Here is a 20,702-nt window from a genome sequence, read left to right as displayed (position 1 = left end):
CGTACGACCCGCTGCTGGGCGTGGCGACCAGCGCCACCACGCAGGCGGTGCCCGGACCGTCCGACGGCCGCCCCGACGACCCGCACATCCACCGCCCCGCCGAGACCTCGTACACCGCCTGGCGGGCCCGCGCCGGCACACCGCTGTCCGACTGGTGGTATCCGGTGCGGCTGCGCGATCTGGACGGGGTCGAGGTCACGCTGGAGGCCGGGCGGTACGAGGCGGAGGCAGCCCGCCGGACGGGACGGCCCGAAACCGGGGCGCTGGCCCGCGCGACGCCGCTGGTGCACCGGCTCACCTACGGACACCCCTGGAGCGTGGGCCGGCTGCACACGGCCATCGACCGGCTGATCGAGCACGACCGGGAGGACCTGCGAGGTCTGCTGGACACGCCCCTGCTGCCGCCCGCGGCCGGAGACGGAGGCCCCGTTCCCACGAGCAGACCTCAGCTCGCCGCCTCCGTCCGCGACTATCTGCTGACCGGTCTCACCGACGGCCAGCGGGCCGCCGCGACCCGGATCGCCGCCGCCCGTACCCCGAAGGCCGCCGTCAACTCCGGCCTGTTGAACGATCAGCCGGAGCACGCCCGGGACACGGTGATGCGTGAGCTGCGCAACCGGCTGTGGCTGTCCCGGCCGGTCCCGGAGGACGCGAGCACCCGCGGTGGCACCGGCCCGTCGGGCTATCTGCGCCTGTCGGCCGGTGCCCCGGGCGGCGATGTCCCCGACACCACCTACGACGGCCGCCCGGTCCTGCATCCGTGGCTGCGCCTGCTGCTGCTCGACGAGCTGTCCGGTCCGCCGACCGGCTCGGAGGAGGAGTGGCAGTCCATCCACCGCGTACTCGCGGACTGGCACCACCGCCACGGCCAGCCGCTGGACTCGCTGTACCACCGGCTGTCGCTCGACCAACTCGATGAGGTGGTCCGCTACTTCATCGACGGTCTCGCCGCACCCGATCTGCGGCCGTGGCTGCGCGAGCTCTACCACGTGACCGCGGCCCCGCTCTACCGCGCCCAGCTGTCGGACGCCCCGCCGCACCGCCGCGCCGGTGAACTGGCCCGGGAGCACGCGCCCGAGGCGTACGCGGACCGCGACCGCGGCCGCCCTCTGGCGGAGCTGTCCGCCGCCCTGTGGCTAGCCGGTGATCCGCGCAACCGCCTTCCCCCGGGACGCCCCCAGCTCAACTACAAGATCGGCGCGATGTTCCGGCAGCTGGCCATGGCGGCCGACGCGGATGCCGACACGCTGCTGGACGAGGCCGCCCGCTACGCCGACTGACCGCTCGCCGGCCGACCGCCTCCGCCGACCGACCGCCTCGCCGACCGACCTCCTCGCCGAGGGAAGGGAACTCCGCCATGTCGCCTGGACCTTGGGTAGACGAACCCCCGTGGTGGGCCCGCTGGCCCTGGAACGCGGTGTCGGCCGTCGCCCTGCTCGCCCTCCTCGCAAGCGTCCTGGTCTGGGCGCTGCGGCCCGAGGACAGATCCTGCGCGCCCGGCGTCGACCGGGTGGGCGACCCGGAGCAGTGCATCGGCGTGACCGACGGCTCGCACCACTTCTCGGACGGCTCGAAGGAGTACGGGGACAACCTCGCGCACGTATCCGAGCTGATCCGCAAGGAAAACGCCCGCGTCATCGCGGCGAGCGGGAAGCAGAACGGCCCGAGTTACGTCAGCGTCGTCTATCTGATGCCGTTGATCCCCCGGCCCGGGGACTCGAACACGCCCGATTCCGTACGGCACGAGGTGCAGGGCGCGTACACCGCCCAGTACGAGGCCAACCACACCTACAAGTACGACGCGGCACCCAAGATCAGGCTGCTGCTCGCCAACAGCGGCACCACCGATGAGCAGCGCACCGCCGCCCTCGACCGGATCCGCGAGCGCATCGAGCCGGACCACATCGTCGCCGTCGCGGGCCTCGGCACCAGCACGGACGCCACGGAGAAGATGATCCGTACGATCACGGCGCACAAGGAGGACGGCGGGCTGCAACTGGCCGCCGTCGGCTCGGTTCTCACCGCCGACACGCTGAGCAGGGTCAGAGGCCTGGTACGGGCCGCCCCGACCAACTCCGACGAGGCGGCCGCCGCCGCGGCTCTCCTGCGCCGGAAGCCGTACGCCGACAAGCGGGTGCTGGTCATCCGGGACTCCCGGGGCGACGACCAGTACACCCGCACCCTGAGCGACGCGTTTCTGCGGGCCTTCCCCCGCGACCGGCTGGCCGGGGCGGTCGAGGAGTACGACTCGTCCCAGGGCGGCGTGGGCACCGCCTTCAAGACCCGGATGTCCCAACTGTGTGCCGCGCAGCCGGACGTCGTCTACTTCGCGGGCCGAGGCGTCGACCTGCCCCGCTTCCTCTCCCCGCTGAAGGGTCGTCCGTGCACCCACCGCGAGCTGGTCGTCCTCTCCGGGGACGACGTCTCGCAGTCGGCACAGGCCACGGGGTTCGACCAGATCAAGGAGACGCTGCGGAGCGGGAACGTACGGCTGCTCTACACCGGCCTGGCCCACCAGGGGGCCTGGGAGAAGCGGAAGAACGTCTTTCCCGGCTGGGGCGTGCAGTCCTTCGAGGGAAAGGGCCGGTACCGTACGGCGTTCTCCGAAGAGACACTCGACGACGGTCAGGCCATCATGGGCCATGACGCCGTGCTCACTGCGGTGCTGGGAGTGCGGCTCGCGGCCAGCCACTCGGACGCGAGCGGACGGGTCACCGGCTCGGACATCATTCAGATCTGGAACTCGCTGCACGGAGTGGAATCGGTGAAAGGCGCGAGCGGGATCATCTCCGTGCGCACGGACGGCTCCCCCGAGCGCAAGGCGGTGCCGATCATCGAGATAGAGCCGGACGGCACGGTGCACACCCTGGACGTCTCGGCCCGCTCCGGTGCTCCGCTGACCGAGGACGACATCCGGCCGCCCGACCAGGACCCCAGCTGACCGACGAGCGAGGGCGAGGAGCCGAGGGCGAGGAGCCGGCAATGCTGTTCGAGGTGTGGGCGCCTGAGAAGGAGCGGGTGGATCTCCATGCGGAGGGCGCCACGTACCCCATGGAGCGCGACCCGGCCCGCGCGGGCTGGTGGCGGGTGCAGGCACCCGCAGGGCATGGCACCCGCTACGGCTACGCGCTCGACGGCGGTCCCTCCCCTGGCCTCCGGCATGGGGGACCCCTGCCCGACCCCCGTTCCCGCCGGCAGCCGGACGGTCCGGACGGCCTCAGTGCCGTCGTCGACTCGTCCCGCTTCACCTGGCGCCACCCGTGGTACGGAAGGCCGCTGCCCGGCGCGGTGCTGTACGAGCTGCACATCGGCACCTACACCCGCGCGGGCACCTTCGACGCTGCAGCCGAACGACTGGGCCACCTGGCGGAGTTGGGGATCACCCACATCGAGCTGATGCCGGTGTGCCCCTTCCCCGGCACGCACGGCTGGGGGTACGAGGGCGTGTCGCCGTGGGCGGTGCACGAGCCGTACGGCGGACCGGACGGGCTGCGGCGCTTCGTCGACACGGCGCACGGGCACGGCCTTGGCGTGGTCCTGGACGTGGTGCACAACCACCTCGGGCCGTCGGGCAACCACCTTCCGGCGTTCGGGCCGTACTTCACCGACACCCACCACACCCCCTGGGGCGCGGCCGTGAATCTCGACGCGCCGGGCTCCGACGAGGTCCGCGCCTATCTGCTGGGCAGTGCGCTGGCCTGGCTGCGCGACTACCGTCTCGACGGCCTCCGCCTCGACGCGGTCCACGCCTTGCACGACACCCGCGCCCGGCATTTCCTGGCCCAGCTGACCGCCGCGGTGGACGGGCTGTCCGCGCGGACCGGGCGACCGCTCTTCCTCATCGCCGAGTCCGACCTCAACGACCCACGGACCACCACCCCGCGGGAAGCGGGCGGCCACGGTCTGCACGCACAGTGGAACGACGACTTCCACCACGCCCTGCACACCGCACTCACCGGGGAGTCCCAGGGGTACTACGCGGACTTCGCACGCGACCCGCTCGCCGCCCTCGCCAAAACCCTGGCCGGTGGCTTCTTCCACGACGGCACGTACTCCACGTTCCGGGGCCGCGCCCACGGCCACCCCCTGGACCCGCGCACCACCCCGGCGCACCGGCTGCTCGCCTACGCCCAGACACACGATCAGATCGGCAACCGGGCCCTGGGCGACCGGCTGTCCGCCCATCTCTCCCCTGGGCTGCTCGCCTGCGCCGCGGCGCTCGTCCTCACCTCCCCCTTCACCCCGATGCTCTTCATGGGCGAGGAGTGGGGGGCCCGCACGCCGTGGCAGTTCTTCACCGACCACACCGACCCGGAGCTGGCCGAGGCGGTACGCCGTGGCCGCCGCAGGGAGTTCGCCGCTCACGGCTGGGCCGAGACGGACATCCCCGATCCCCAGGACCCCGCCACCCGCGACCGCTCCTGCCTGGACTGGACGGAGCCGGAGCGAGAGCCGCACGCCCGACTTCTGGCCTGGCACCGCGAGCTGATCGCGGTGCGCCGCGCCCGCCCCGAGCTGACCGACGCGGACCTGTCGACGGTCCGGGTCGCGTACGACACGCAGCAGCGCTGGCTGACCGTACGGCGCGGCGACGTGCGGGTGGCCGTCAACCTCTCCGTGACGACGGCGAAGGTCCCGATCGGGACGGACCAGTCGGAAGTCCTGGCCGCATGGAAGCCCTGCACCCCGCCGACACCCGACGGCCTCCTCCACCTCCCCTCAGAGTCCGCTGCGGTCTTGGCCGCCACTTAGCTCGTCGTTGTTGCACTCCGGCGCGGTTTCGCGCCCTTCCTTGTTCGAGGCGCCGTTCGAGAACGTGCGACACCAGGTGCTATTGCCCCGTGGCCGCCAGGAGCGTCCGCGCCACCTGCACGAGTGCGGCGTTGTCAGCTGCGACGGAGCCGTCGGGCAGGAACAGGACATCTTCCAGGCCGATCCTCGCATCTAGGCCCAGCCGGGCCGCCACCCGCAGCACAGACCATGCGCCGCCTTCTTCTCCATGCAGCAGCACCGGTGTCGGCCGAACCGGGCCCAGCTCCTTCACCAGAGCCACGGCAGCTTCCCCGGCCGTGGCCGCATTGACGTCAGTGACCTCAGCCAGCACCCGCAGGACCCGACCCGGAAACGGCGAGGCGCAGAACCGGCGTGCCGCATCTGTTCCCGAATAGATGCCTGCTTCAACGCCAACTCCGCGGTCAAACAGCGCCTCAGCCACCTGCTCGGCGCCTTCCTCGTGCCAGTTCACCGAGGCATGGTCGGGCAGCACGGTCCAGGAACGCACCAGTGCCGCACGCTGCTCGGGGTCCGGGGCTGCCCATGCCCCGGTCGTGACCCCGATCTGCACATCAGGCGGGACGATACGACGCACCGCAGTCACCGCGTGCGCGACCACGTCCGGCTCCAGCGAATCAAGCCCCTCGGCATCTTTGGGGTGAAGGTGAATGTCTTCGGCCCCGGCGGCTACAGCCCGTGCGGCTTCCGCAGCCAGCTCGCTGGGCGACACAGGCAGAGACCGGCACTCCTCGCGCGCTCGCGCCCCGTTCAGACATACCTGCAGCATGGCCGCGACTATGCCAGCAACCACCGACACGCCCTACTCCGAACAGCTGCCTCCCCGCGACGTGGCCCCCATCTCGGTGTTCCATGGCCACGACCGCCATGGCCGTGACGACTCCGCGCGGAGGGACTCGCAATGACCACGGGACCAATGAAGTTCGGCACGACCAACGACGCCGGGACGGACAAGACCGAGCTGCGCGCCTCGGCCCCCAGGGAAGCTCTTGCCGTGACCTCCACGAGCTCTGTCGCGATCATCGCCGAGGCGCCCAAGGTCGGGGCGTTCGGGATCGCCCCGCAAGACCCGAATTCGACGGGGCTCTGGGGCCACGCCGGCCACGGGGTGATCGGGGGCAGCGAGGAGGGAACCGGTACGGAAGGGTGGTCCCATGGCGTATTCGGCGTGCGGGGGTTGACCGATCGCAACGGGCGTGCCGTCGTCGCGGTCGCGGGAGTGGCCTCCGGGGTGGACAGCGTTGGGGTGCTCGGCGAGGCGAACTTCGGCCCCGCGGCGTACGGCGTCTGGGGCAAGGCCACAGAGGGCTGGGCCGGATACTTCAACGGGAGGGTGGCCGTCAACGGCAACCTGACCAAAGCCTCCGGCGGGTTCGAGATCGACCACCCGCTCGACCCGGAGAACCGCTACCTGCGGCACTCCTTCGTGGAGTCCGACGAACAGCTGAACATCTACAGCGGCACGGTCGTGACGAACAGCGACGGGGCGGCGGTCATCGAGCTGCCGGAGTACTGCGAGGAGCTGAACGAGGACTTCCGGTACCAGCTCACGGTCGTCGGCTCCTTCGCCCAGGCGATCGTGTCGGAAGAGGTCCGCGACAACCGGTTCACCATCGCCACCGACCGCCCCGAGGTGAAGGTGTCATGGCAGGTCAGCGGCGTCCGGCGGGACCGTTTCGTGCGGGCGCACCCGTTCGTTGCGGAGGAGTCCAAGCCGGAGGAGGAGCGCGGTACGTATCTGCATCCTGAGGCTTGGGGCAAACCGGAGGAGGCGGGGGCGGGGCACGCGCGCGAGCACTGCGCGAGGCGCACGAGAGCCTTCGCCAGTTCGGGCCGGACCAGTTCGGCCTCCGCCGCTAGAGAGACGACGAACGCGGCTGTGATCCAATTGCCTTCCGGGCAGCCAGCAATTATGGGGGGATCATGTCGGCCGAAGCTGACGGCTCTGGTGCGTGCCTGGCGTGTGACCTCATCGCCGGAGCCGCGCCGCTACCGGGCGGGACGGTCCTCCGCACGGCGCACTGGGTTGTCGAGCACTGTGTCGGGCCACTGGGTGTGGGCACCATGGTGGTCAAGCCGGTCAGGCACGTGGTCCACCTCGCAGCTTTGACAGCAGAGGAGTCCAACGAACTCGGTCCTCTGCTGCAGCGAGTCAGTCAGGCCGTTACTTCGGTCATGGAACCTGAGCAGGTGTACGCCTGTCTTTGGTCGCATGCAGGGGCGAGGCCTGGACACATCCACTTCGTCGTTCAGCCCGTCCTCAAGAAGGACATGGGGGAACACGATGCCTACGGACCAGCTCTGCAAATGGCTATGTTCACCGTCGGCCGTTCCCCGGACGATGCGCACGTGAACGAGGTATGCCGCCGCATAAGGGCTGCGCTCGCCGGTCGGGCGTGCTGAGCACGTCGACCCAGTGCACCAGACGGGCAGGCCTGGCGCGCACCCCCCGAACGGCGTTGCCGCACCACGTCACTCCACGATCGCGAGTTCCCGGGGCGTGTTGTTGAGGCGGCGACCGCCGGCCTCCGTGACGGTGACGATGTCCTCGATCCGTACGCCGAACCGCCCCGGCAGATAGACCCCCGGCTCGACGGAGAAGCACATCCCAGGCACCAGCGTCTGCTCCTCCCCTTCGACCATGTACGGCGGCTCATGCGTGGTCACGCCGATGCCGTGCCCGGTGCGGTGGATGAACCGCTCCCCGTACCCGGCCTCCGTGATGACCGCCCGCGCCGCCCGGTCCACCTCCTGGCAGGCGATCCCGGGCCGTACCGCCTCGAAGGCGGCCTGCTGCGCCGCGCGGACGACGTCGTGCACGGCCTGCTCCTCGGCGGTCGGCTCGCCGACGTGGACCGTACGGGAGGTGTCGGAGCCGTAGCCGTGCTTCAGGCCGCCGAAGTCGAGGACGACCATGTCACCCTGCCGGATCACCCGATCGCCCGCCTCGTGGTGGGGGTCGGCGCCGTTCGGCCCCGAGCCGACGACGGTGAAGTCGACCTGGGAGTGGCCGAGTTGGGTCAGCAGATGGGCGAGTTCCGTGGCGATGTCGGACTCCCGCCGGCCGGTGAAGCGAACGCGGAGGATCTCCTCGTACGCGGCGTCGGCGGCGGCTCCGGCAGCCGCGAGCCGTTCGAGCTCGGCGGCGTCCTTGACCGCACGCAGCATGGGCAGGCAGTCAGTCAGTGCCGCGTAGCCGATGCCGGGCAGGGCGTCGCGGAGCCCGAGCAGGTGCAGCGCCCAGGCGTTGTCGCTGATGCCGTAGCGCCCCGAGGGGTCCAGCAGCGGAGCGGCGACCGCGTACGGGTCCTTGCCGTCCGTCCAGTCGCGGATGGTGAGCGCCCCCGCCCCGGTCGCCCGCTCCGCGTCGCCGCGCTCCAGGGTGGGTACCACGAGCACCGGGTCGTGTCCCGCCGAGAGGACCAGCAGGGTGAGCCGCTCGGTGACGGCCGTCGGCTGATAGCCCGTGAGGTGCACGAGATCCGGCCCGGGGGTGACCAGCAATCCGGCGAGCCCAGCCTCGTGGGCGGCCCGGGCGGCACGCTCCATTCGCCGGGCGTAGTCCTCGGTGGTGAAGGGGGCGGGCACGTCGCTCATCCGGTCTCCTCATCGGTGTTCGACCTCTCCTCCGAGCATCCCAAGGCCACGACCCACGCGGTACCGGGAGTCAGCCCTCCAGGGCCATCCGGACGCCGAGAGCCACCAGCACACCGCCCGAGACCTGCTCCAGCCGACGCCGCACTGCGGCCCGGTCGAAGAGCTTCTTCATCCGGCCGACGAACCAGACGTACAGGCCGTAGTAACCGATCTCGAAGACCGCCCAGAGCGCGGCCAGCGCGACCATCGTCGGCAGCTCGGGGGCACCCGCCGGGACGAACTGGGGAAGGAAGGACATGGCGAAGACCGCGCACTTCGGGTTGGCCAGGTTCATCAGCAGCCCGGCGCGGTAGGCGCGCCAGGACGGCACCTGCGCCTCCCGCGCGGGACCGTCGGCCGCCCCCGCCCCATGGCCACGCCGCGCGGACCGGATGGCCTGCACCCCGAAGCCGATCAGGACGACGGCGCCGACGACCCGCATCACGTCGTACGCGACCTGGGAGGCCGCGAGCAGCGCGGTGAGCCCGAAGGCCGCCACCACACCCCAAATGAAGACCCCGGTCTCATTGCCGAGCACGGTGAGAAACCCGGCGCGCCTGCTCTGCAGCGACTGCCGGATGATCAACACGGTGCTCGGTCCAGGAGAGGCGGCGATCAGCAGGCAGGCGCCGAGGAAGGCGAGAAGGGTGCTCAGCATCCCGCCATCGTCGGCCCGCCCCCACCTGCCGCGCCAGCGAATTTGATCCCAGTTGCGGGTGAGCGTAGTCAGAATGAGATGGCCCGCACCCCAGGCAGGTCGCCGAAAGCCGCCTTGGCGTCAATGGTCACGATGGTGCGCACGGTGGCAGCGGCGGTCGCAGCGATGAGCAGGTCGTGAGCGCCTCGCGGCTGTCCGGCGCGGCGGACATGGGCCAGCAGGCGAGCATGGACCCGTGCAGTATCGGTGGTGTAGTCCTCCACCGGGACCAGAGCGAGGATGCCGTCGACGAACTCCTGGCGCCGGTCGCGGTCGCCGTCGTTGGCGAGCTCCACGCTGTACTGCAGCTCGGCGACCGTCACGGCCGCGAGTGCCACGTCGTCGTCCCCCTCCATGAGCGCCCCGAGGTCCGTCACGCCGCGCTCGGCTCGGATCAGGACACCGGTGTCGAGGATCAGGCGTCGGGCCACATCGCGCTCGTCTCGTCAGAGAGCAGGTCGCGGACGGAGGCAACATCCTCGGCGAAGGCCGGGTCGGGGCGGTGGCTGGCGAAGAAGTCCTTCAGCGCGGCACCGTTCCCGGCCGAGGCCGGGCCGAGCGTGGCCAGCCTCCGGCCTCCACGCGTGATCACGATGGTCTCGCCATGCTCGGCACGGTCCAGGACCGACGCGAAGTTCCTCGATACTTCGGTCGCAGTCATTGTCCTCATGGAAATATCTGATTCCTCCCGCTCGATGGGAAGTCGGTCGAGCTCCGGCCGGTCGCCCCAACGGATTGCCCAGCAGGCGGGACACACCGCCGGCGGCTTACGGTGCCAGCATGGCGATGCTGACCGTGGGCACCGAGAACGACACCCCCATCGAGCTCTACTACGAGGATCACGGCCAGGGCAGGCCGGTGATCCTCATCCATGGCTGGCCACTGAGCAGCCGGTCCTGGGAGTACCAGGTGGGCCCGCTGGTGGATGCCGGGTACCGGGTGATCACCTACGACCGCCGCGGTTTCGGAAAGTCCTCCCAGCCCTGGGGCGGTTACGACTACGCCACCTTCACCGCCGATTTGCACACCCTGGTGGAGTACCTGGACCTGCGTGATGCGGCGCTGGTCGGCTTCTCGATGGGCGGCGGCGAGGTGGCCCGGTACATCGGCGCGTACGGGACGCGGCGGGTCACGAAGGCCATCTTCGCCGCGGCCGTGACTCCGTATCTGCACAAGTCCGACGCCAACCCGGACGGCGCGTTCGACGATGCGACCATCGCCACCTTCGAGGACAACGTGATCCGCGACCGGATTGCCTTCGTGGACCTCTTCTGCACCACCTTCTTCGCCGCGGGCGAACGGCACGATCTGGTCAGCGAGGTGCAACGCGCATATCACCGTGACATCGCCGCGGCCGCCTCCCCCAAGGGCACGCTCGACTGCATCGCCGCATACTCACGCACCGACTTCCGCGACGACCTCGCGAAGTTCACCGTGCCCACGCTGGTCGTCCACGGCGACTCGGACGCGATCGTGCCGCTCGAGGCCAGCGGGAAGCGTACGCACGAGGCCGTCGCGGGCAGCCGGTTCGTGGTCATTGAGGGCGGCCCGCACGGGATCAACACCACGCACCACGCACAGTTCAACGAAGCCCTGCTGGACTTCCTGAAGGCCTGAGGCCGCTCAGACGCGGTTGAGCTCCGCCCGGACGGTCTTGCCGACGGGGAACCGGTCGACGACCGTCCAGCGAGCCGCCAGGGCGGAGACGAGAACGAGCCCTCGCCCCGCCTCGCAGTCGCAGGGTGGGACGGAGACGGCGACGGGTAACGGCGGTCGCCGCTCGGTACGGGTGTCACTGACCTCGATCCGGAGCGTGTCGGGCAGCAGGCTGAGGCACATCTCGAAGTCCCGCCCCGGGACCCGGCCGTGGGTCACCGCGTTCGCGGCGAGCTCGGCGACGATCAGGGCGGCGCGGTCGGAGAGCTCGGTGCGGAGGGGGATGCCCCACTCCTCCAGTCGGCGCAGAGTGAGATGCCGGGCGAGGCGCGCCCCGAGTCGAGTGGAGCTGAAACGCCGCCTGAACATACTGACGGTGACGGGGAGTTGAGGATGAGCTTGGACTGGCATGCACCCACGATGACGGTCCCGAGGGCTGTTGACCAGGCTTACGACTCGTACGCAGGGTCAGCGTACGGGTACTCAGGGTGGACAGTACGAGTAACTGACCGTAATGATGGGCGAATTGATCGGAGGGCCGGGGCGTACCGGAGGTGGGCGGGACATGTCGGGCAACAACGAGCCGGAATCGTCGGGCAGCCTCAAGGCGTTCGGCGCCGTGGCCAAGGTATTTCGCGAACGGGCAGGCCTGACCCAGGAGGGCCTGGCCCCACTGGTGCGGTACTCACCGCAGACGGTCGCCTCGATCGAGCAGGGACGGCGCCTGCCACCAGCGGACTTCGTCGAGCGGGCGGAGGAGGCGCTGGACGCGTTCGGGACGTTACGGGCGGCGGCGCGGCACCTTTCGCGCCAGCCGGGGTTGGCGTCCTGGTTCCGCCATTGGGCGGGGCTTGAGGAACAAGCGGTCAGCTTGGCCATGTACGAGTGTCGGGTTATCCCCGGGCTCTTACAGACCGAGGCGTACATCCGCACGATCGTTTTGAGCGTCCCCCCGCCGCCCACCGAGGAATTGGTCGAGGAGCGGATCGCCGCCCGACTCGCCCGTCAGAAGCTCCTCCACCGCAAGCCACCCATCGCGTTCAGCTTCATCGTCGAGCAAGCCCTCCTCGAACGGCATACGGGCGGCATCGAGGTCACCAAGGAACTCATCGACCATCTACTCGCCTGCGCCGAACTGTGGAATGTTGAGCTCCAGATCATGCCGCTGCACCAGCCGGACCACGCGGGCCACGACGGTTCCCTGCAAGTGCTCGAGACACCGGACCACCAGTGGCTCGGCTACACCGAGGGCAACCGTCACAACCAGTTGATCTCTGACCCGAAAGGGGTCAGCGTGATGCTCCAGCGCTATGCCAAGATGCGCTCACAGGCTCTCACCCCAGCGGACTCCGCGAGTCTGCTCACGGAAATGCGAGGAGCGCTATGAGCACCAGCGAGCTGGCGTGGTTCAAGAGCAGCTACAGCGGCCCCGAGGGCGACAGCTGCGTCGAAGTCGCCCTCTCCTGGCGCAAGTCCAGCTACAGCAGCGGCGACGGCGACGACTGCGTCGAGATCGCCACTTCCCCCGAGACGGTCCACGTCCGGGACTCCAAGGACAAAGACGGCCCGCAGCTCGCCTTCTCCCCCGCCACCTGGTCAGAATTCGTCGCGTACGTCGCCGACCGGAGCTGACAGCAAGGCCTACGCGGGCGTGCCGCCCAAGGAGTAAGGCATGAGCAAGTCATCGGCCGCCCCCGCGGCGCCGGAGGAGCTGCGGCGGCAGCTCGGAGTCTTGGACGCGGTGGTGATCGGCCTCGGGTCGATGATCGGCGCGGGGATCTTCGCCGCGCTGGCACCGGCGGCGCGCGCAGCCGGGTCGGGGCTGCTGGTCGGACTGGCCCTCGCCGCCGTGGTCGCGTACTGCAACGCCACCTCCTCCGCACGGCTGGCCGCCCGCTACCCCGCCTCCGGCGGCACCTACGTCTACGGCCGCGAGCGCCTCGGCGACTTCTGGGGCTATCTGGCCGGCTGGGCCTTCGTGGTCGGAAAGACGGCCTCCTGCGCGGCGATGGCGCTGACCGTCGGCGCGTACGCGTGGCCCGACCAGGCGCATGCCGTAGCGGCGGCCGCAGTGGTGGCGATGACCGCGGTCAACTACGCCGGGGTGCAGAAGTCCGCCTGGCTCACCCGGGCGATCGTCGCCGTCGTGCTGGCGGTGCTCGCGGCCGTGGTGGTCGCCTGCCTGACGTCCGATACGGCCCAGGCGGCGCGGCTGGACGTCGGCGCGGATGCGTCGCTCGGCGGGGTGTTGCAGGCCGCAGGGCTGCTGTTCTTCGCCTTCGCCGGGTACGCGCGCATCGCCACCCTCGGCGAGGAGGTCCGCGACCCGGCCCGCACCATCCCCCGTGCCGTACCGCTCGCTCTGGGCATCACGCTCGCCGTCTACGCGGCGGTCGCCGTCGCCGTTCTGACCGTCCTGGGCGGCGGTGGCCTCGGCGCGGCGGCCGCACCGCTCGCCGACGCCGTCCGCGCCGCCGGACTTCCCGGCCTGGCGCCGGTGGTACGCGTCGGCGCCGCGGTCGCCGCGCTCGGCTCGCTGCTGGCTCTCATCCTGGGGGTCTCGCGGACCACCCTGGCGATGGCCCGCGACCGGCACCTGCCGCACGTACTGGCCGCGGTCCACCCGCGCTTCGCCGTGCCGCACCGCGCCGAACTGGCGGTCGGCGCGGTGGTCACGGTCGTGGCGGCGACGGCGGATGTGCGCGGGGCGATCGGGTTCTCGTCCTTCGGCGTGCTGGCCTACTACGCCATCGCCAACGCCAGCGCATGGACCCTCACCCCGGCCGAGGGCCGCCCGCCCCGCCTCATCCCCGCTGCCGGACTGATCGGCTGCCTGGTACTGGCCTTCGCCCTCCCGCTCACCTCGGTAATCTCCGGAGCCGCAGTGCTCGCCGTCGGCACCGCCGCCTACGGAGTACGCCGCACGATCACCACCCGCCGAACGCCGTAGCCTCACCGCCGCGCGTATCACGCCCGGTCGAGTCCCCGCCCTGAGGCCGGCTGCCGCGGCAGGCACCTTCCGCGATCTCTGCTTAAACTGAGCCAAACAAGGGTGCTCGTGACAAACCGGACCTACCGTGCGCTATCAGCGGTCGCTCGTACCGGCACTCGCCCTGATGCTCGTGGTACTGCCCGCAGGGAGCGCCTGGGCTCAGGGCGATGAGGTTCCGCGCGGGCCGACGTTCGGTGCGCGCGCCCTGCAGGCGCTGATCGACGGCATCCAGTTCGGCGTCATCATCGCGATCACCGCGGTCGGCCTGTCGCTGGTATTCGGCACCATCCACCTGATCAACTTCGCGCACGGCGAGCTCGTCACCATCGGCGCCACGTTCGCGTTCTTCCTCAACGTCACCCCGTCCGGGCCGCGTTGGCACCTGATCCCCGCCGCCCTCGCCGCGGTCGCCTTCGGTGCCGTACTGAGCGGGCTGATCGAGCGCGGCATGTTCCGGCCATTGCGGGCCCGGGGCACCGGGCTGATCAACCTGTTCATCGTCACCATCGGCTTGTCGCTGCTGCTGCGGCACGTCGTCCTCGTGCTCTACGGAACGCGGCCGTCCTCGTACGCCCAGTACGACATCCAGCGCGCCATCGACCTCGGCCCGGCGGGCATCACCCCACGTGACCTGACCGTCACTGTGCTGTCGGTCCTCGTCCTGCTCGGCGTCGCCGCGCTGCTGCAGAAGACCCGGATCGGCCTCGCCATCCGTGCCGTCTCCGTCAACCGGGACCTCGCGGCGGCCTCGGGCATCGATGTGCAGCGCGTGGTGCTGGTGGTCTGGATGCTCGGCGGCGCCCTGGCCGCACTCGGCGGGGTGTTCTTCGGCCTGGTCGAGATCATCAACTGGGACATGGGCTTCAAGCTGCTGCTGCTGATGTTCGCCGGGATCATCCTCGGCGGGCTCGGTTCGGCCTACGGCGCGATGGTGGGCAGCCTCGTCATCGGCATCGTGGCGCAGATGTCCACCCTGTGGTTCCCCGCCGATCTGCAGTACGCCTGGGCACTGCTGGCGCTCATCGTCGTGCTGCTCGTCCGTCCGCAGGGGATCCTCGGCCACCGGGAACGCGTCGGGTGAGGGGTGCGGCATGGACTTCTCGGTCATCCTCTCCGACGCCCTTCGGGCCGGTTTCGGGCCCATCGCGGCCATCTACGCGCTCGCCGCGTTGGGGCTGAACCTGCACTTCGGCTACACCGGGCTGCTCAACTTCGGCCAGGTCGGTTTCATGCTCGTCGGCGCCTACGGGCTGGCGATCACGGTGGCGACGTTCGGCGGTCCGATGTGGGCCGGTGTCCTGGCCGGGGTGGCCTGCGGGATCGTCCTCGCCGTCCTGCTCGGCCTGCCGACTCTGCGGCTGCGCGCCGACTACCTCGCCATCACCACCATCGCCGCCGGGGAGACGCTCCGGCTCTTCTACCGGTCCAGCTGGGCCGAGCCGGTCACCGGCGGCGTGTTCGGGCTGCAGCGGTTCGCCAACGACTTCTACGCGATCAACCCGGTCCCGCGGGGGACCTACGGCGTGTGGCTGGTGCAGTTCAACGCCCGTGACGTGTGGGTGCTGATCGTCGCGTGGTCACTGGTGGCCGTGGTCGCAGCGCTGCTCGCCCTGCTGGTGCACAGCCCGTGGGGCCGCGTCATCCGGTCGATTCGCGAGGACGAGGACGCCGCGCGCAGCCTGGGCAAGAACGTCTACGCGTACAAGATGCAGAGCCTCGTACTCGGCGGCGTGATCGGTGCGGTCGCCGGAATGCTGCAGGCGATCCAGGTGCAGTCGGCGAACCCGGACAGCTTCGACCCGGTCGTCACGTTCTTCCTCTACACCCTGCTCGTGCTGGGTGGCGCCGGGCGGATCCTGGGTCCGATCGTGGGCTCGGTCCTGTTCTGGTTCGTGCTGACCTTCGTGGACAGCATGCTGCGGCAGGCCATCGACGTCGGCTACATCCCCTCGGACGTGATCAGCGCGTCGGAGATCGGTGCCGTTCGCTTCGCCCTCGTCGGGGTCGCTCTGATGCTGCTCATGGCGTTCCGCCCGCAGGGCCTCCTCGGCAGCCGGAGGGAGATGATGCTCAGTGCCCGCTGACACTGCCGCCGCCGGGCGCCTCGCGGGGCTCGCGCCGGAGCCCGGGGTGCGCAAACCCGACCCGCTGCTCGTCATCGATGAGGTGACCCGCACCTTCGGTGGTCTCGTCGCCGTGGAGGTCAGGCATCTCGAGGTGCAGCGCGGGGCCATCACGGCTCTCATCGGGCCCAACGGCGCCGGGAAGACGACGCTGTTCAACGTGGTGAGCGGGTTCGACCGGGCCGACGGCGGCCGATGGTCGTTCGAGGGGCGCCCGCTCACCGGCCGTACGGCGCACCAGGTGGCGCGGCGCGGGCTGGTCCGTACGTTCCAGCTCACCAGGACGCTGGCCCGGCTCACCGTGCTGGAGAACATGAAGCTCGCGGCGACCGGGCAGCTCGGCGAGCGGATTCTGCCCGCGCTCCTGCCGCCACTGTGGCGCCGGGAGGAGCGGGAGATCGAGCGCAGGGCCGACGAGCTGCTGGACCGGTTCCGGCTGGGGCAGCTGCGTGACGACTACGCGGGCACGCTCTCCGGCGGGCAGCGCAAGCTGCTCGAGCTGGCCCGCGCGCTGATGGCCCGGCCGACCATGGTGCTGCTCGACGAGCCGACGGCCGGGGTGAACCCGGCGCTGACCCAGTCGCTGCTCGGGCACCTCACGCAGCTGCGTGACGAGGGCCTGACCGTGTGCTTCGTCGAGCACGACATGGACGTGGTGATGGGCATCAGCGACTGGGTGGCCGTCATGGCCGGCGGCCGTCTGGTGGCCGAGGGCCCGCCGCACACGATTGGCCGGAACCCCGCCGTCGTGGACGCCTACCTGGGCAAGCAGCACGACGAACCGGAGGCGACCGAGGAGACTGGGGAGGAGGAGTAGCCGATGTCCTCGAAGAACAAGCCCGGCCCGGTGCTGAACGAGCCCGGCCCGGTGCTGGCCGCCGACGAGATCGTCGCCGGGTACGTGCCGGGAGTCGACGTGCTGCGTGGCTGCAGCATCGAGGTGTGGCCAGGCGAGCTGGTCGGGGTGATCGGGCCCAACGGAGGCGGCAAGTCGACCCTCGCGAAGGCGATCTTCGGCCTGCTCCGGGTGCGCAGCGGGACGGTGTCGCTGCACGGCGAGAAGGTCACCAACCGGCCCGCACACGAGCTGGTCCGCCGGGGCGTCGGGTACGTGCCGCAGTTGCAGAACGTCTTCCCCGCGCTGACCGTCGAGGAAAACCTGCAGATGGGCACGTATCTGCGGCCCAAGGCCTACGCTCTACGGGCCGCCTCCGTGGAGGAGCTCTTCCCCGTGCTGGCCGCCCGCCGGAAGCAGAAGGCCGGTTCGATGTCCGGCGGCGAGCGGCAGATGCTCGCGATGGCCCGCGCGCTCATGATGGAGCCGCAGGTACTGCTGCTCGACGAGCCGTCGGCCGGTCTGTCCCCGGTCTACCAGGACCAGGTGTTCGACCGGGTCAAGGAGATCAACGGCGCCGGCGTCGCTGTGCTCATGGTCGAGCAGAACGCCCGCAGGTGCCTGCAGATCTGCAACCGTGGCTACGTCCTCGATCAGGGGCGCAACGCGTACACCGGCGCGGGCATGGACCTGCTGCGCGACGAGAAGGTGATCGAGTACTACCTCGGCACCCTCGCCCGCGTCCGTTGAACGTCTGCGTCCCCCAGCAGTAGCTGGGGGACGCAGCTGTCCGGCGGTCACTGACCGGTGCTCTCCTCGGTGCGCACCGTGCTCAGCTTGCCGCTCTCGTCGTAGGTGTACACCTCGATCGTCGCCTTACCGGGTTCGCCGGCGTCGGTGTAGTCGAGCGGGCCGCTCAGGCCGTCGTAGTCGATGTCCTTGCCTGCTGCGAGCAGCCGCTTGCAGTCGGCGAACGAGTTGCACTTCTCGCCGTCCTTGGTGATCCCGTTGATCTCCTTGACGAACTCACCCGGATCATCCGACTCCGCCTTCTCCGCGGCGAGCGCGATGGTCGTCACGCAGTCGAACGCCTGCGGCGCGAACTGCAGCTCCTTCAGGTCGGGCGCGAACTTCTTCAACGCCGCGAAGTACTCCTCGTTGGGCACCGATGCCGGTGCCGTGCCCTTCATCCCGGCGAGCCGGGCGGGGTCGTCCTTGGCGACCAGCGAGGCCAGCTCCTCACTGCGCAGCCCGTCGGCGCCGTACACGCCGATCTGCTGCGGCCCGAGATCAGCCTCGATCAGGCCTTGCAGGATCTGGGTGCCCTCCTCGAAGGCGATCACCACGGCGGCGTCCGGATTGGCGTTCCGCACCTTCTGCACGGTCTGGTCGAAGTTCGTCGCCTTCGGGTCGTAGGTCTCGGCGAGGGCCACCGTCGCGCCCTCGTCCTCCAGCGCCTTCCTGGTGGCGTCCAGCAGGCCACGCCCGTAGTCATCGGCACGCGCGACCAGAGCGACCCGGTCATGGCCGTCCTCGCGCACCACCTTCGCCAGCACCGGACCCTGCAGGATGTCACTCGGCGCGGTACGGAAGTAGAACCCGCCGTCGTCGTAGTCGGTGAACGTGGGCGCGGTGTTCGACGCCGAGCACTGGACCACGCCGGCTCCGGTCACCCGGTCGATGAACGACAGGGACATGCCGGAGGCCGCGGCGCCGATGATCGCGTCCACGTCGCCGGCGAGGACCCGGTCGGCCGACTGCGCGGCTACCGCCTCGACGCCTGCCTCGTCACCGGAGAGCACGGCCGGTATCGGCTTGCCGAGCACGCCACCGGCGTCATTGATCGTCTCGACCCCGAACTTCACCGACTGGATCTGCGGCGGGCCGAGGAAAGCCAGCTGCCCCGTCTCCGGCAGGACATAGCCGAGCTTGAGCACACCGTCGCTCCCACGGGTCGGCGCTGCGCCCTCGTCATCGCCGTTCCCGCAGGAGACAACCAGCAGAGCAGAAAGAGCGGACGCACTCAGGAAGATCGCGGACCGCCATATCGACGCTCGCATGTCCGCCTCCCCATGTTTCAAGGGTGGGTGGGCGGCCGACAGGGCGGTCGATGCCGGGCAGACCCTGCTGCTCGGCGAAAGGCACGCGTCTTCCGCCCGGCTTCTGCTACGAGAGTAGATCCGATCTCCGGCCGCGGCGACGCGACCATCACGGATTCGACCAGGTCGAGCCCGAGAGCGCGCACGCCGCCCCGCGCCCGTGATCCGAGCACGCCCGCATACGTGCGCATGGTCTCCAGAGCACGATGTTCTGATCTTGGGGGACGAGGCCGACGGGGAACGCTGACCCCCAGCGGAGACCCAGCACCTGTTCTGGCTCATCAACCCCCTGACGTGGGTGGACGTCTGGCCGTACGCTGGTCGGCACGGTCAGTGGGAACGCGATGAGACTGGTGGCGGTCGGGAGGTCACGGGGGTGGAAGGGCGCAGCCCTGCGCGGGTTCGCAATGAGCTGGTGGCTGACGTCGTCGACGTACTCCAGGACTCGGCCACGATGCGACACACGACCAGTGCCGACTTATTGGTAACCATGCTGAGCCAGGAACTGGGCTCGCCTGTCGAGCCCATGCGGAACGAGACGCTGCGTCCGTGGCTGCTGCAATTCGTCGAGAAGTGCGCGCGAGTCCTGGATGGGCTGCAGTGCCTGGTGCGCTGCCTGGGCTATGTCGAGCAGCAGTCCGCCGCCGTGACGGCGCTGCGGCGCCTGGTGGACGAGTGGGAGGCCGTCGACTTCTTCGACGGCGCCGACCTGCATCCCCTGCGGCCCGTCCTCCAGGAGATGCGGTCCCCGGCCACGCTGGCGGCGATGGCGCGCCGGGCCAGCCGCTCGCGCACCCAGGAGCTGCCCACCTGGTGCGACACGGGCTGGGCGGTGTTCTTACGCCTGGCGGGCGACAACTCGGCGGCGAAGGAACTGCCGGTGAGCATGGCGTTCCTGTCCCTGGCCGCCGACCAGCTCATGGAGGACGGCCAAACTGAGGCGGCCGAGCGGCTGCGCCGGTGGAACCGTCGGCAGGCCAGCGCCTGGGGGCTGGAGGACAAGATGGTGGAGTGGCAGCGCAGCGGCGTCGCCGAGCCGGCCCCCTCGCTGCTGCCGGCGTATCTGATGATCCAGTTCGAGCCCGACGGCGTGGATCGCGACCGGTACTACCTCTCCCACTGGCGCCAGTCGGACGCGGAAGGCTGGCATCCCGTCCCGGGCGAGACGCTGCACCTGCATCGCGACGAGCTTCCCTCCGAGGTGGAACTGCTCATCGAGCAGACGGAGGAACGCTGGTCAGACCTGCGGCAGCCCGTGATGCTCGAATTCATCCTGCCGTGGGAATTGCTGGGGGAACCCGTCGAGTGGTGGCACAAGGAGTCGGACTCGCCCTTCCCTACTCCCCTGGTGATGGACTACACGGTCCTTGTCCGTAGCTTCGAGCGCCTGCGCAAGGCGGCTTGGCACCGGCCCTGGCACAACAAGTGGCGCCAATTCAAGGACAGGCCAGCGGACACTCACTCGTACTGGAACCGTCCGGGCCACTCGCACTTCCATCTGGAGCGGGAGTTGAAGGAGGACGGGCACGCCGTCTGTCTGGTGCTCAGCGAGCCGCCGGGCACCGACTCCCTCTCCAGCCGCCAGGAGTACGTGGCCGGCCTGCGGGCGGGCGTGCCGGCCATGATCTGGCACCGCGGCGACTGCTCCGATCCCGCCTTCAAGGAAGCGGTGGCCGACATCGTGCAGGACCGCGGGCTGGCCGGGCTGCTGGAGCGGACCGGAAGATGGCGCAAGGAAGCGCTGGCCATGGGGCCAGAGGGGTGGGACAACCACGTGGGACGCCATCTGGCGATCCTGCTCGACGATCCGGAACGCAGGCCCGTGCCTCCGGGACCCGACCATTCGCGGGTGAAGCCGTGAACCGGTCGGCCG

The 20,702-nt window shown here is 70.1% G+C and carries 19 protein-coding genes and 1 pseudogene; 13 read left to right on the top strand and 7 right to left on the bottom strand.

What is annotated here, in order from left to right; genetic code table 11:
- The 3 genes and pseudogenes from ACTWQI_RS28045 to treZ all read left to right on the top strand — a co-directional run.
- Positions 1-1,280: pseudogene (locus tag ACTWQI_RS28045) on the top strand (hypothetical protein); the annotation flags it as partial.
- Positions 1,281-1,357: 77 nt separating this feature from the next.
- Entirely contained in the window at positions 1,358-2,941 is a 1,584-nt protein-coding gene (locus ACTWQI_RS28040) for an ABC transporter substrate-binding protein (protein WP_443274636.1), read from the top strand.
- A gap of 41 nt (positions 2,942-2,982) precedes the next feature.
- Entirely contained in the window at positions 2,983-4,752 is a 1,770-nt protein-coding gene (treZ, locus tag ACTWQI_RS28035) for a malto-oligosyltrehalose trehalohydrolase (RefSeq protein ID WP_443274635.1), read from the top strand.
- 79 nt (positions 4,753-4,831) lie between these two features.
- On the opposite strand, the gene ACTWQI_RS28030 is transcribed toward treZ, so the two are convergent.
- The gene (locus tag ACTWQI_RS28030) at positions 4,832-5,560 is read right to left on the bottom strand and encodes a 3-keto-5-aminohexanoate cleavage protein (protein ID WP_443274633.1); all 729 of its coding nucleotides are present in this window, start codon (positions 5,558-5,560) and stop codon (positions 4,832-4,834) included.
- A gap of 132 nt (positions 5,561-5,692) precedes the next feature.
- Here ACTWQI_RS28030 and ACTWQI_RS28025 point away from each other — a divergent pair, with 132 nt between their 5' ends.
- Complete coding sequence (locus tag ACTWQI_RS28025) at positions 5,693-6,901, top strand: hypothetical protein (protein WP_443274631.1); 1,209 nt, start codon at positions 5,693-5,695, stop codon at positions 6,899-6,901.
- A gap of 362 nt (positions 6,902-7,263) precedes the next feature.
- Here the strand turns inward: ACTWQI_RS28025 and ACTWQI_RS28020 are convergent, their stop codons facing one another.
- The 4 genes from ACTWQI_RS28020 to ACTWQI_RS28005 all read right to left on the bottom strand — a co-directional run bounded on the left by ACTWQI_RS28020 (position 7,264) and on the right by ACTWQI_RS28005 (position 9,785).
- Positions 7,264-8,388 carry a M24 family metallopeptidase gene (locus tag ACTWQI_RS28020; protein ID WP_443274629.1) on the bottom strand — a complete coding sequence of 375 codons (1,125 nt, stop codon included), beginning with the start codon at positions 8,386-8,388 and terminating at the stop codon, positions 7,264-7,266.
- 70 nt (positions 8,389-8,458) lie between these two features.
- Positions 8,459-9,085 (bottom strand): LysE family translocator, encoded by a 627-nt coding sequence (locus ACTWQI_RS28015; protein ID WP_443274627.1) that lies wholly within the window; start codon positions 9,083-9,085, stop codon positions 8,459-8,461.
- Positions 9,086-9,153: 68 nt separating this feature from the next.
- Positions 9,154-9,555 (bottom strand): PIN domain-containing protein, encoded by a 402-nt coding sequence (locus ACTWQI_RS28010; protein WP_443274625.1) that lies wholly within the window; start codon positions 9,553-9,555, stop codon positions 9,154-9,156.
- Positions 9,540-9,785, bottom strand: coding sequence for a type II toxin-antitoxin system Phd/YefM family antitoxin (locus ACTWQI_RS28005; RefSeq protein ID WP_443274624.1), 246 nt, complete (start codon positions 9,783-9,785; stop codon positions 9,540-9,542). Before ACTWQI_RS28005 ends, ACTWQI_RS28010 begins: the two co-directional genes overlap by 16 nt.
- A 119-nt stretch (positions 9,786-9,904) precedes the next feature.
- On the opposite strand from ACTWQI_RS28005, the gene ACTWQI_RS28000 reads away from it, so the two are divergent.
- On the top strand, positions 9,905-10,741 hold the full coding sequence (locus tag ACTWQI_RS28000) for an alpha/beta fold hydrolase (RefSeq protein WP_443274622.1): 837 nt from the start codon (positions 9,905-9,907) through the stop codon (positions 10,739-10,741).
- A gap of 6 nt (positions 10,742-10,747) precedes the next feature.
- On the opposite strand, the gene ACTWQI_RS27995 is transcribed toward ACTWQI_RS28000, so the two are convergent.
- Positions 10,748-11,149 (bottom strand): ATP-binding protein, encoded by a 402-nt coding sequence (locus tag ACTWQI_RS27995; protein ID WP_443274621.1) that lies wholly within the window; start codon positions 11,147-11,149, stop codon positions 10,748-10,750.
- A gap of 196 nt (positions 11,150-11,345) precedes the next feature.
- Between ACTWQI_RS27995 and ACTWQI_RS27990 the strand changes: the two genes are divergently transcribed.
- The 7 genes from ACTWQI_RS27990 to ACTWQI_RS27960 all read left to right on the top strand — a co-directional run bounded on the left by ACTWQI_RS27990 (position 11,346) and on the right by ACTWQI_RS27960 (position 17,480).
- On the top strand, positions 11,346-12,167 hold the full coding sequence (locus ACTWQI_RS27990; protein ID WP_443274619.1) for a helix-turn-helix domain-containing protein: 822 nt from the start codon (positions 11,346-11,348) through the stop codon (positions 12,165-12,167).
- Positions 12,164-12,412, top strand: coding sequence for a DUF397 domain-containing protein (locus ACTWQI_RS27985; RefSeq protein WP_443274617.1), 249 nt, complete (start codon positions 12,164-12,166; stop codon positions 12,410-12,412). Before ACTWQI_RS27990 ends, ACTWQI_RS27985 begins: the two co-directional genes overlap by 4 nt.
- Before the next feature lie 40 nt (positions 12,413-12,452).
- Positions 12,453-13,730 carry an APC family permease gene (locus tag ACTWQI_RS27980; protein ID WP_443274615.1) on the top strand — a complete coding sequence of 426 codons (1,278 nt, stop codon included), beginning with the start codon at positions 12,453-12,455 and terminating at the stop codon, positions 13,728-13,730.
- Between the two features lie 127 nt (positions 13,731-13,857).
- Positions 13,858-14,853: a branched-chain amino acid ABC transporter permease gene (locus tag ACTWQI_RS27975; RefSeq protein WP_443274613.1), complete on the top strand. Its 996-nt coding sequence runs from the start codon at positions 13,858-13,860 to the stop codon at positions 14,851-14,853.
- Between the two features lie 10 nt (positions 14,854-14,863).
- Positions 14,864-15,856 (top strand): branched-chain amino acid ABC transporter permease, encoded by a 993-nt coding sequence (locus tag ACTWQI_RS27970; RefSeq protein ID WP_443274611.1) that lies wholly within the window; start codon positions 14,864-14,866, stop codon positions 15,854-15,856.
- Positions 15,846-16,712, top strand: coding sequence for an ABC transporter ATP-binding protein (locus ACTWQI_RS27965; protein ID WP_443274609.1), 867 nt, complete (start codon positions 15,846-15,848; stop codon positions 16,710-16,712). The genes ACTWQI_RS27970 and ACTWQI_RS27965 overlap by 11 nt, the downstream gene beginning before the upstream one ends.
- A 3-nt stretch (positions 16,713-16,715) precedes the next feature.
- Positions 16,716-17,480 (top strand): ABC transporter ATP-binding protein, encoded by a 765-nt coding sequence (locus ACTWQI_RS27960; protein WP_443274607.1) that lies wholly within the window; start codon positions 16,716-16,718, stop codon positions 17,478-17,480.
- Positions 17,481-17,527: 47 nt separating this feature from the next.
- On the opposite strand, the gene ACTWQI_RS27955 is transcribed toward ACTWQI_RS27960, so the two are convergent.
- Positions 17,528-18,790 carry an ABC transporter substrate-binding protein gene (locus tag ACTWQI_RS27955; RefSeq protein ID WP_443274605.1) on the bottom strand — a complete coding sequence of 421 codons (1,263 nt, stop codon included), beginning with the start codon at positions 18,788-18,790 and terminating at the stop codon, positions 17,528-17,530.
- A 454-nt stretch (positions 18,791-19,244) separates the two neighbouring features.
- Here ACTWQI_RS27955 and ACTWQI_RS27950 point away from each other — a divergent pair, with 454 nt between their 5' ends.
- Positions 19,245-20,690 carry a VMAP-C domain-containing protein gene (locus ACTWQI_RS27950; RefSeq protein WP_443274603.1) on the top strand — a complete coding sequence of 482 codons (1,446 nt, stop codon included), beginning with the start codon at positions 19,245-19,247 and terminating at the stop codon, positions 20,688-20,690.
- The last annotated feature ends 12 nt before the right edge of the window (positions 20,691-20,702 follow it).

The sequence above is a fragment of the Streptomyces sp. KR80 genome (assembly GCF_052245555.1).
Lineage (GTDB): Bacteria > Actinomycetota > Actinomycetes > Streptomycetales > Streptomycetaceae > Streptomyces.
This window is presented reverse-complemented; position numbering and strand designations above follow the sequence as displayed.

Excerpts from the sequence above, each read along its gene's own strand:
- ACTWQI_RS27985 (WP_443274617.1), top strand. The coding sequence starts at position 12,164 with ATGAGCACCAGCGAGCTGGCGTGGTTCAAGAGCAGCTACAGCGGCCCC.
- ACTWQI_RS28025 (WP_443274631.1), top strand. The coding sequence starts at position 5,693 with ATGACCACGGGACCAATGAAGTTCGGCACGACCAACGACGCCGGGACG.
- ACTWQI_RS27980 (WP_443274615.1), top strand. The coding sequence starts at position 12,453 with ATGAGCAAGTCATCGGCCGCCCCCGCGGCGCCGGAGGAGCTGCGGCGG.
- ACTWQI_RS27990 (WP_443274619.1), top strand. The coding sequence starts at position 11,346 with ATGTCGGGCAACAACGAGCCGGAATCGTCGGGCAGCCTCAAGGCGTTC.
- ACTWQI_RS28015 (WP_443274627.1), bottom strand. The coding sequence starts at position 9,085 with ATGCTGAGCACCCTTCTCGCCTTCCTCGGCGCCTGCCTGCTGATCGCC.
- ACTWQI_RS28040 (WP_443274636.1), top strand. The coding sequence starts at position 1,358 with ATGTCGCCTGGACCTTGGGTAGACGAACCCCCGTGGTGGGCCCGCTGG.
- ACTWQI_RS27970 (WP_443274611.1), top strand. The coding sequence starts at position 14,864 with ATGGACTTCTCGGTCATCCTCTCCGACGCCCTTCGGGCCGGTTTCGGG.
- ACTWQI_RS28005 (WP_443274624.1), bottom strand. The coding sequence starts at position 9,785 with ATGACTGCGACCGAAGTATCGAGGAACTTCGCGTCGGTCCTGGACCGT.
- treZ (WP_443274635.1), top strand. The coding sequence starts at position 2,983 with ATGCTGTTCGAGGTGTGGGCGCCTGAGAAGGAGCGGGTGGATCTCCAT.
- ACTWQI_RS27995 (WP_443274621.1), bottom strand. The coding sequence starts at position 11,149 with ATGTTCAGGCGGCGTTTCAGCTCCACTCGACTCGGGGCGCGCCTCGCC.
- ACTWQI_RS28030 (WP_443274633.1), bottom strand. The coding sequence starts at position 5,560 with ATGCTGCAGGTATGTCTGAACGGGGCGCGAGCGCGCGAGGAGTGCCGG.
- ACTWQI_RS27955 (WP_443274605.1), bottom strand. The coding sequence starts at position 18,790 with ATGCGAGCGTCGATATGGCGGTCCGCGATCTTCCTGAGTGCGTCCGCT.
- ACTWQI_RS28020 (WP_443274629.1), bottom strand. The coding sequence starts at position 8,388 with ATGAGCGACGTGCCCGCCCCCTTCACCACCGAGGACTACGCCCGGCGA.
- ACTWQI_RS28000 (WP_443274622.1), top strand. The coding sequence starts at position 9,905 with ATGGCGATGCTGACCGTGGGCACCGAGAACGACACCCCCATCGAGCTC.
- ACTWQI_RS27960 (WP_443274607.1), top strand. The coding sequence starts at position 16,716 with ATGTCCTCGAAGAACAAGCCCGGCCCGGTGCTGAACGAGCCCGGCCCG.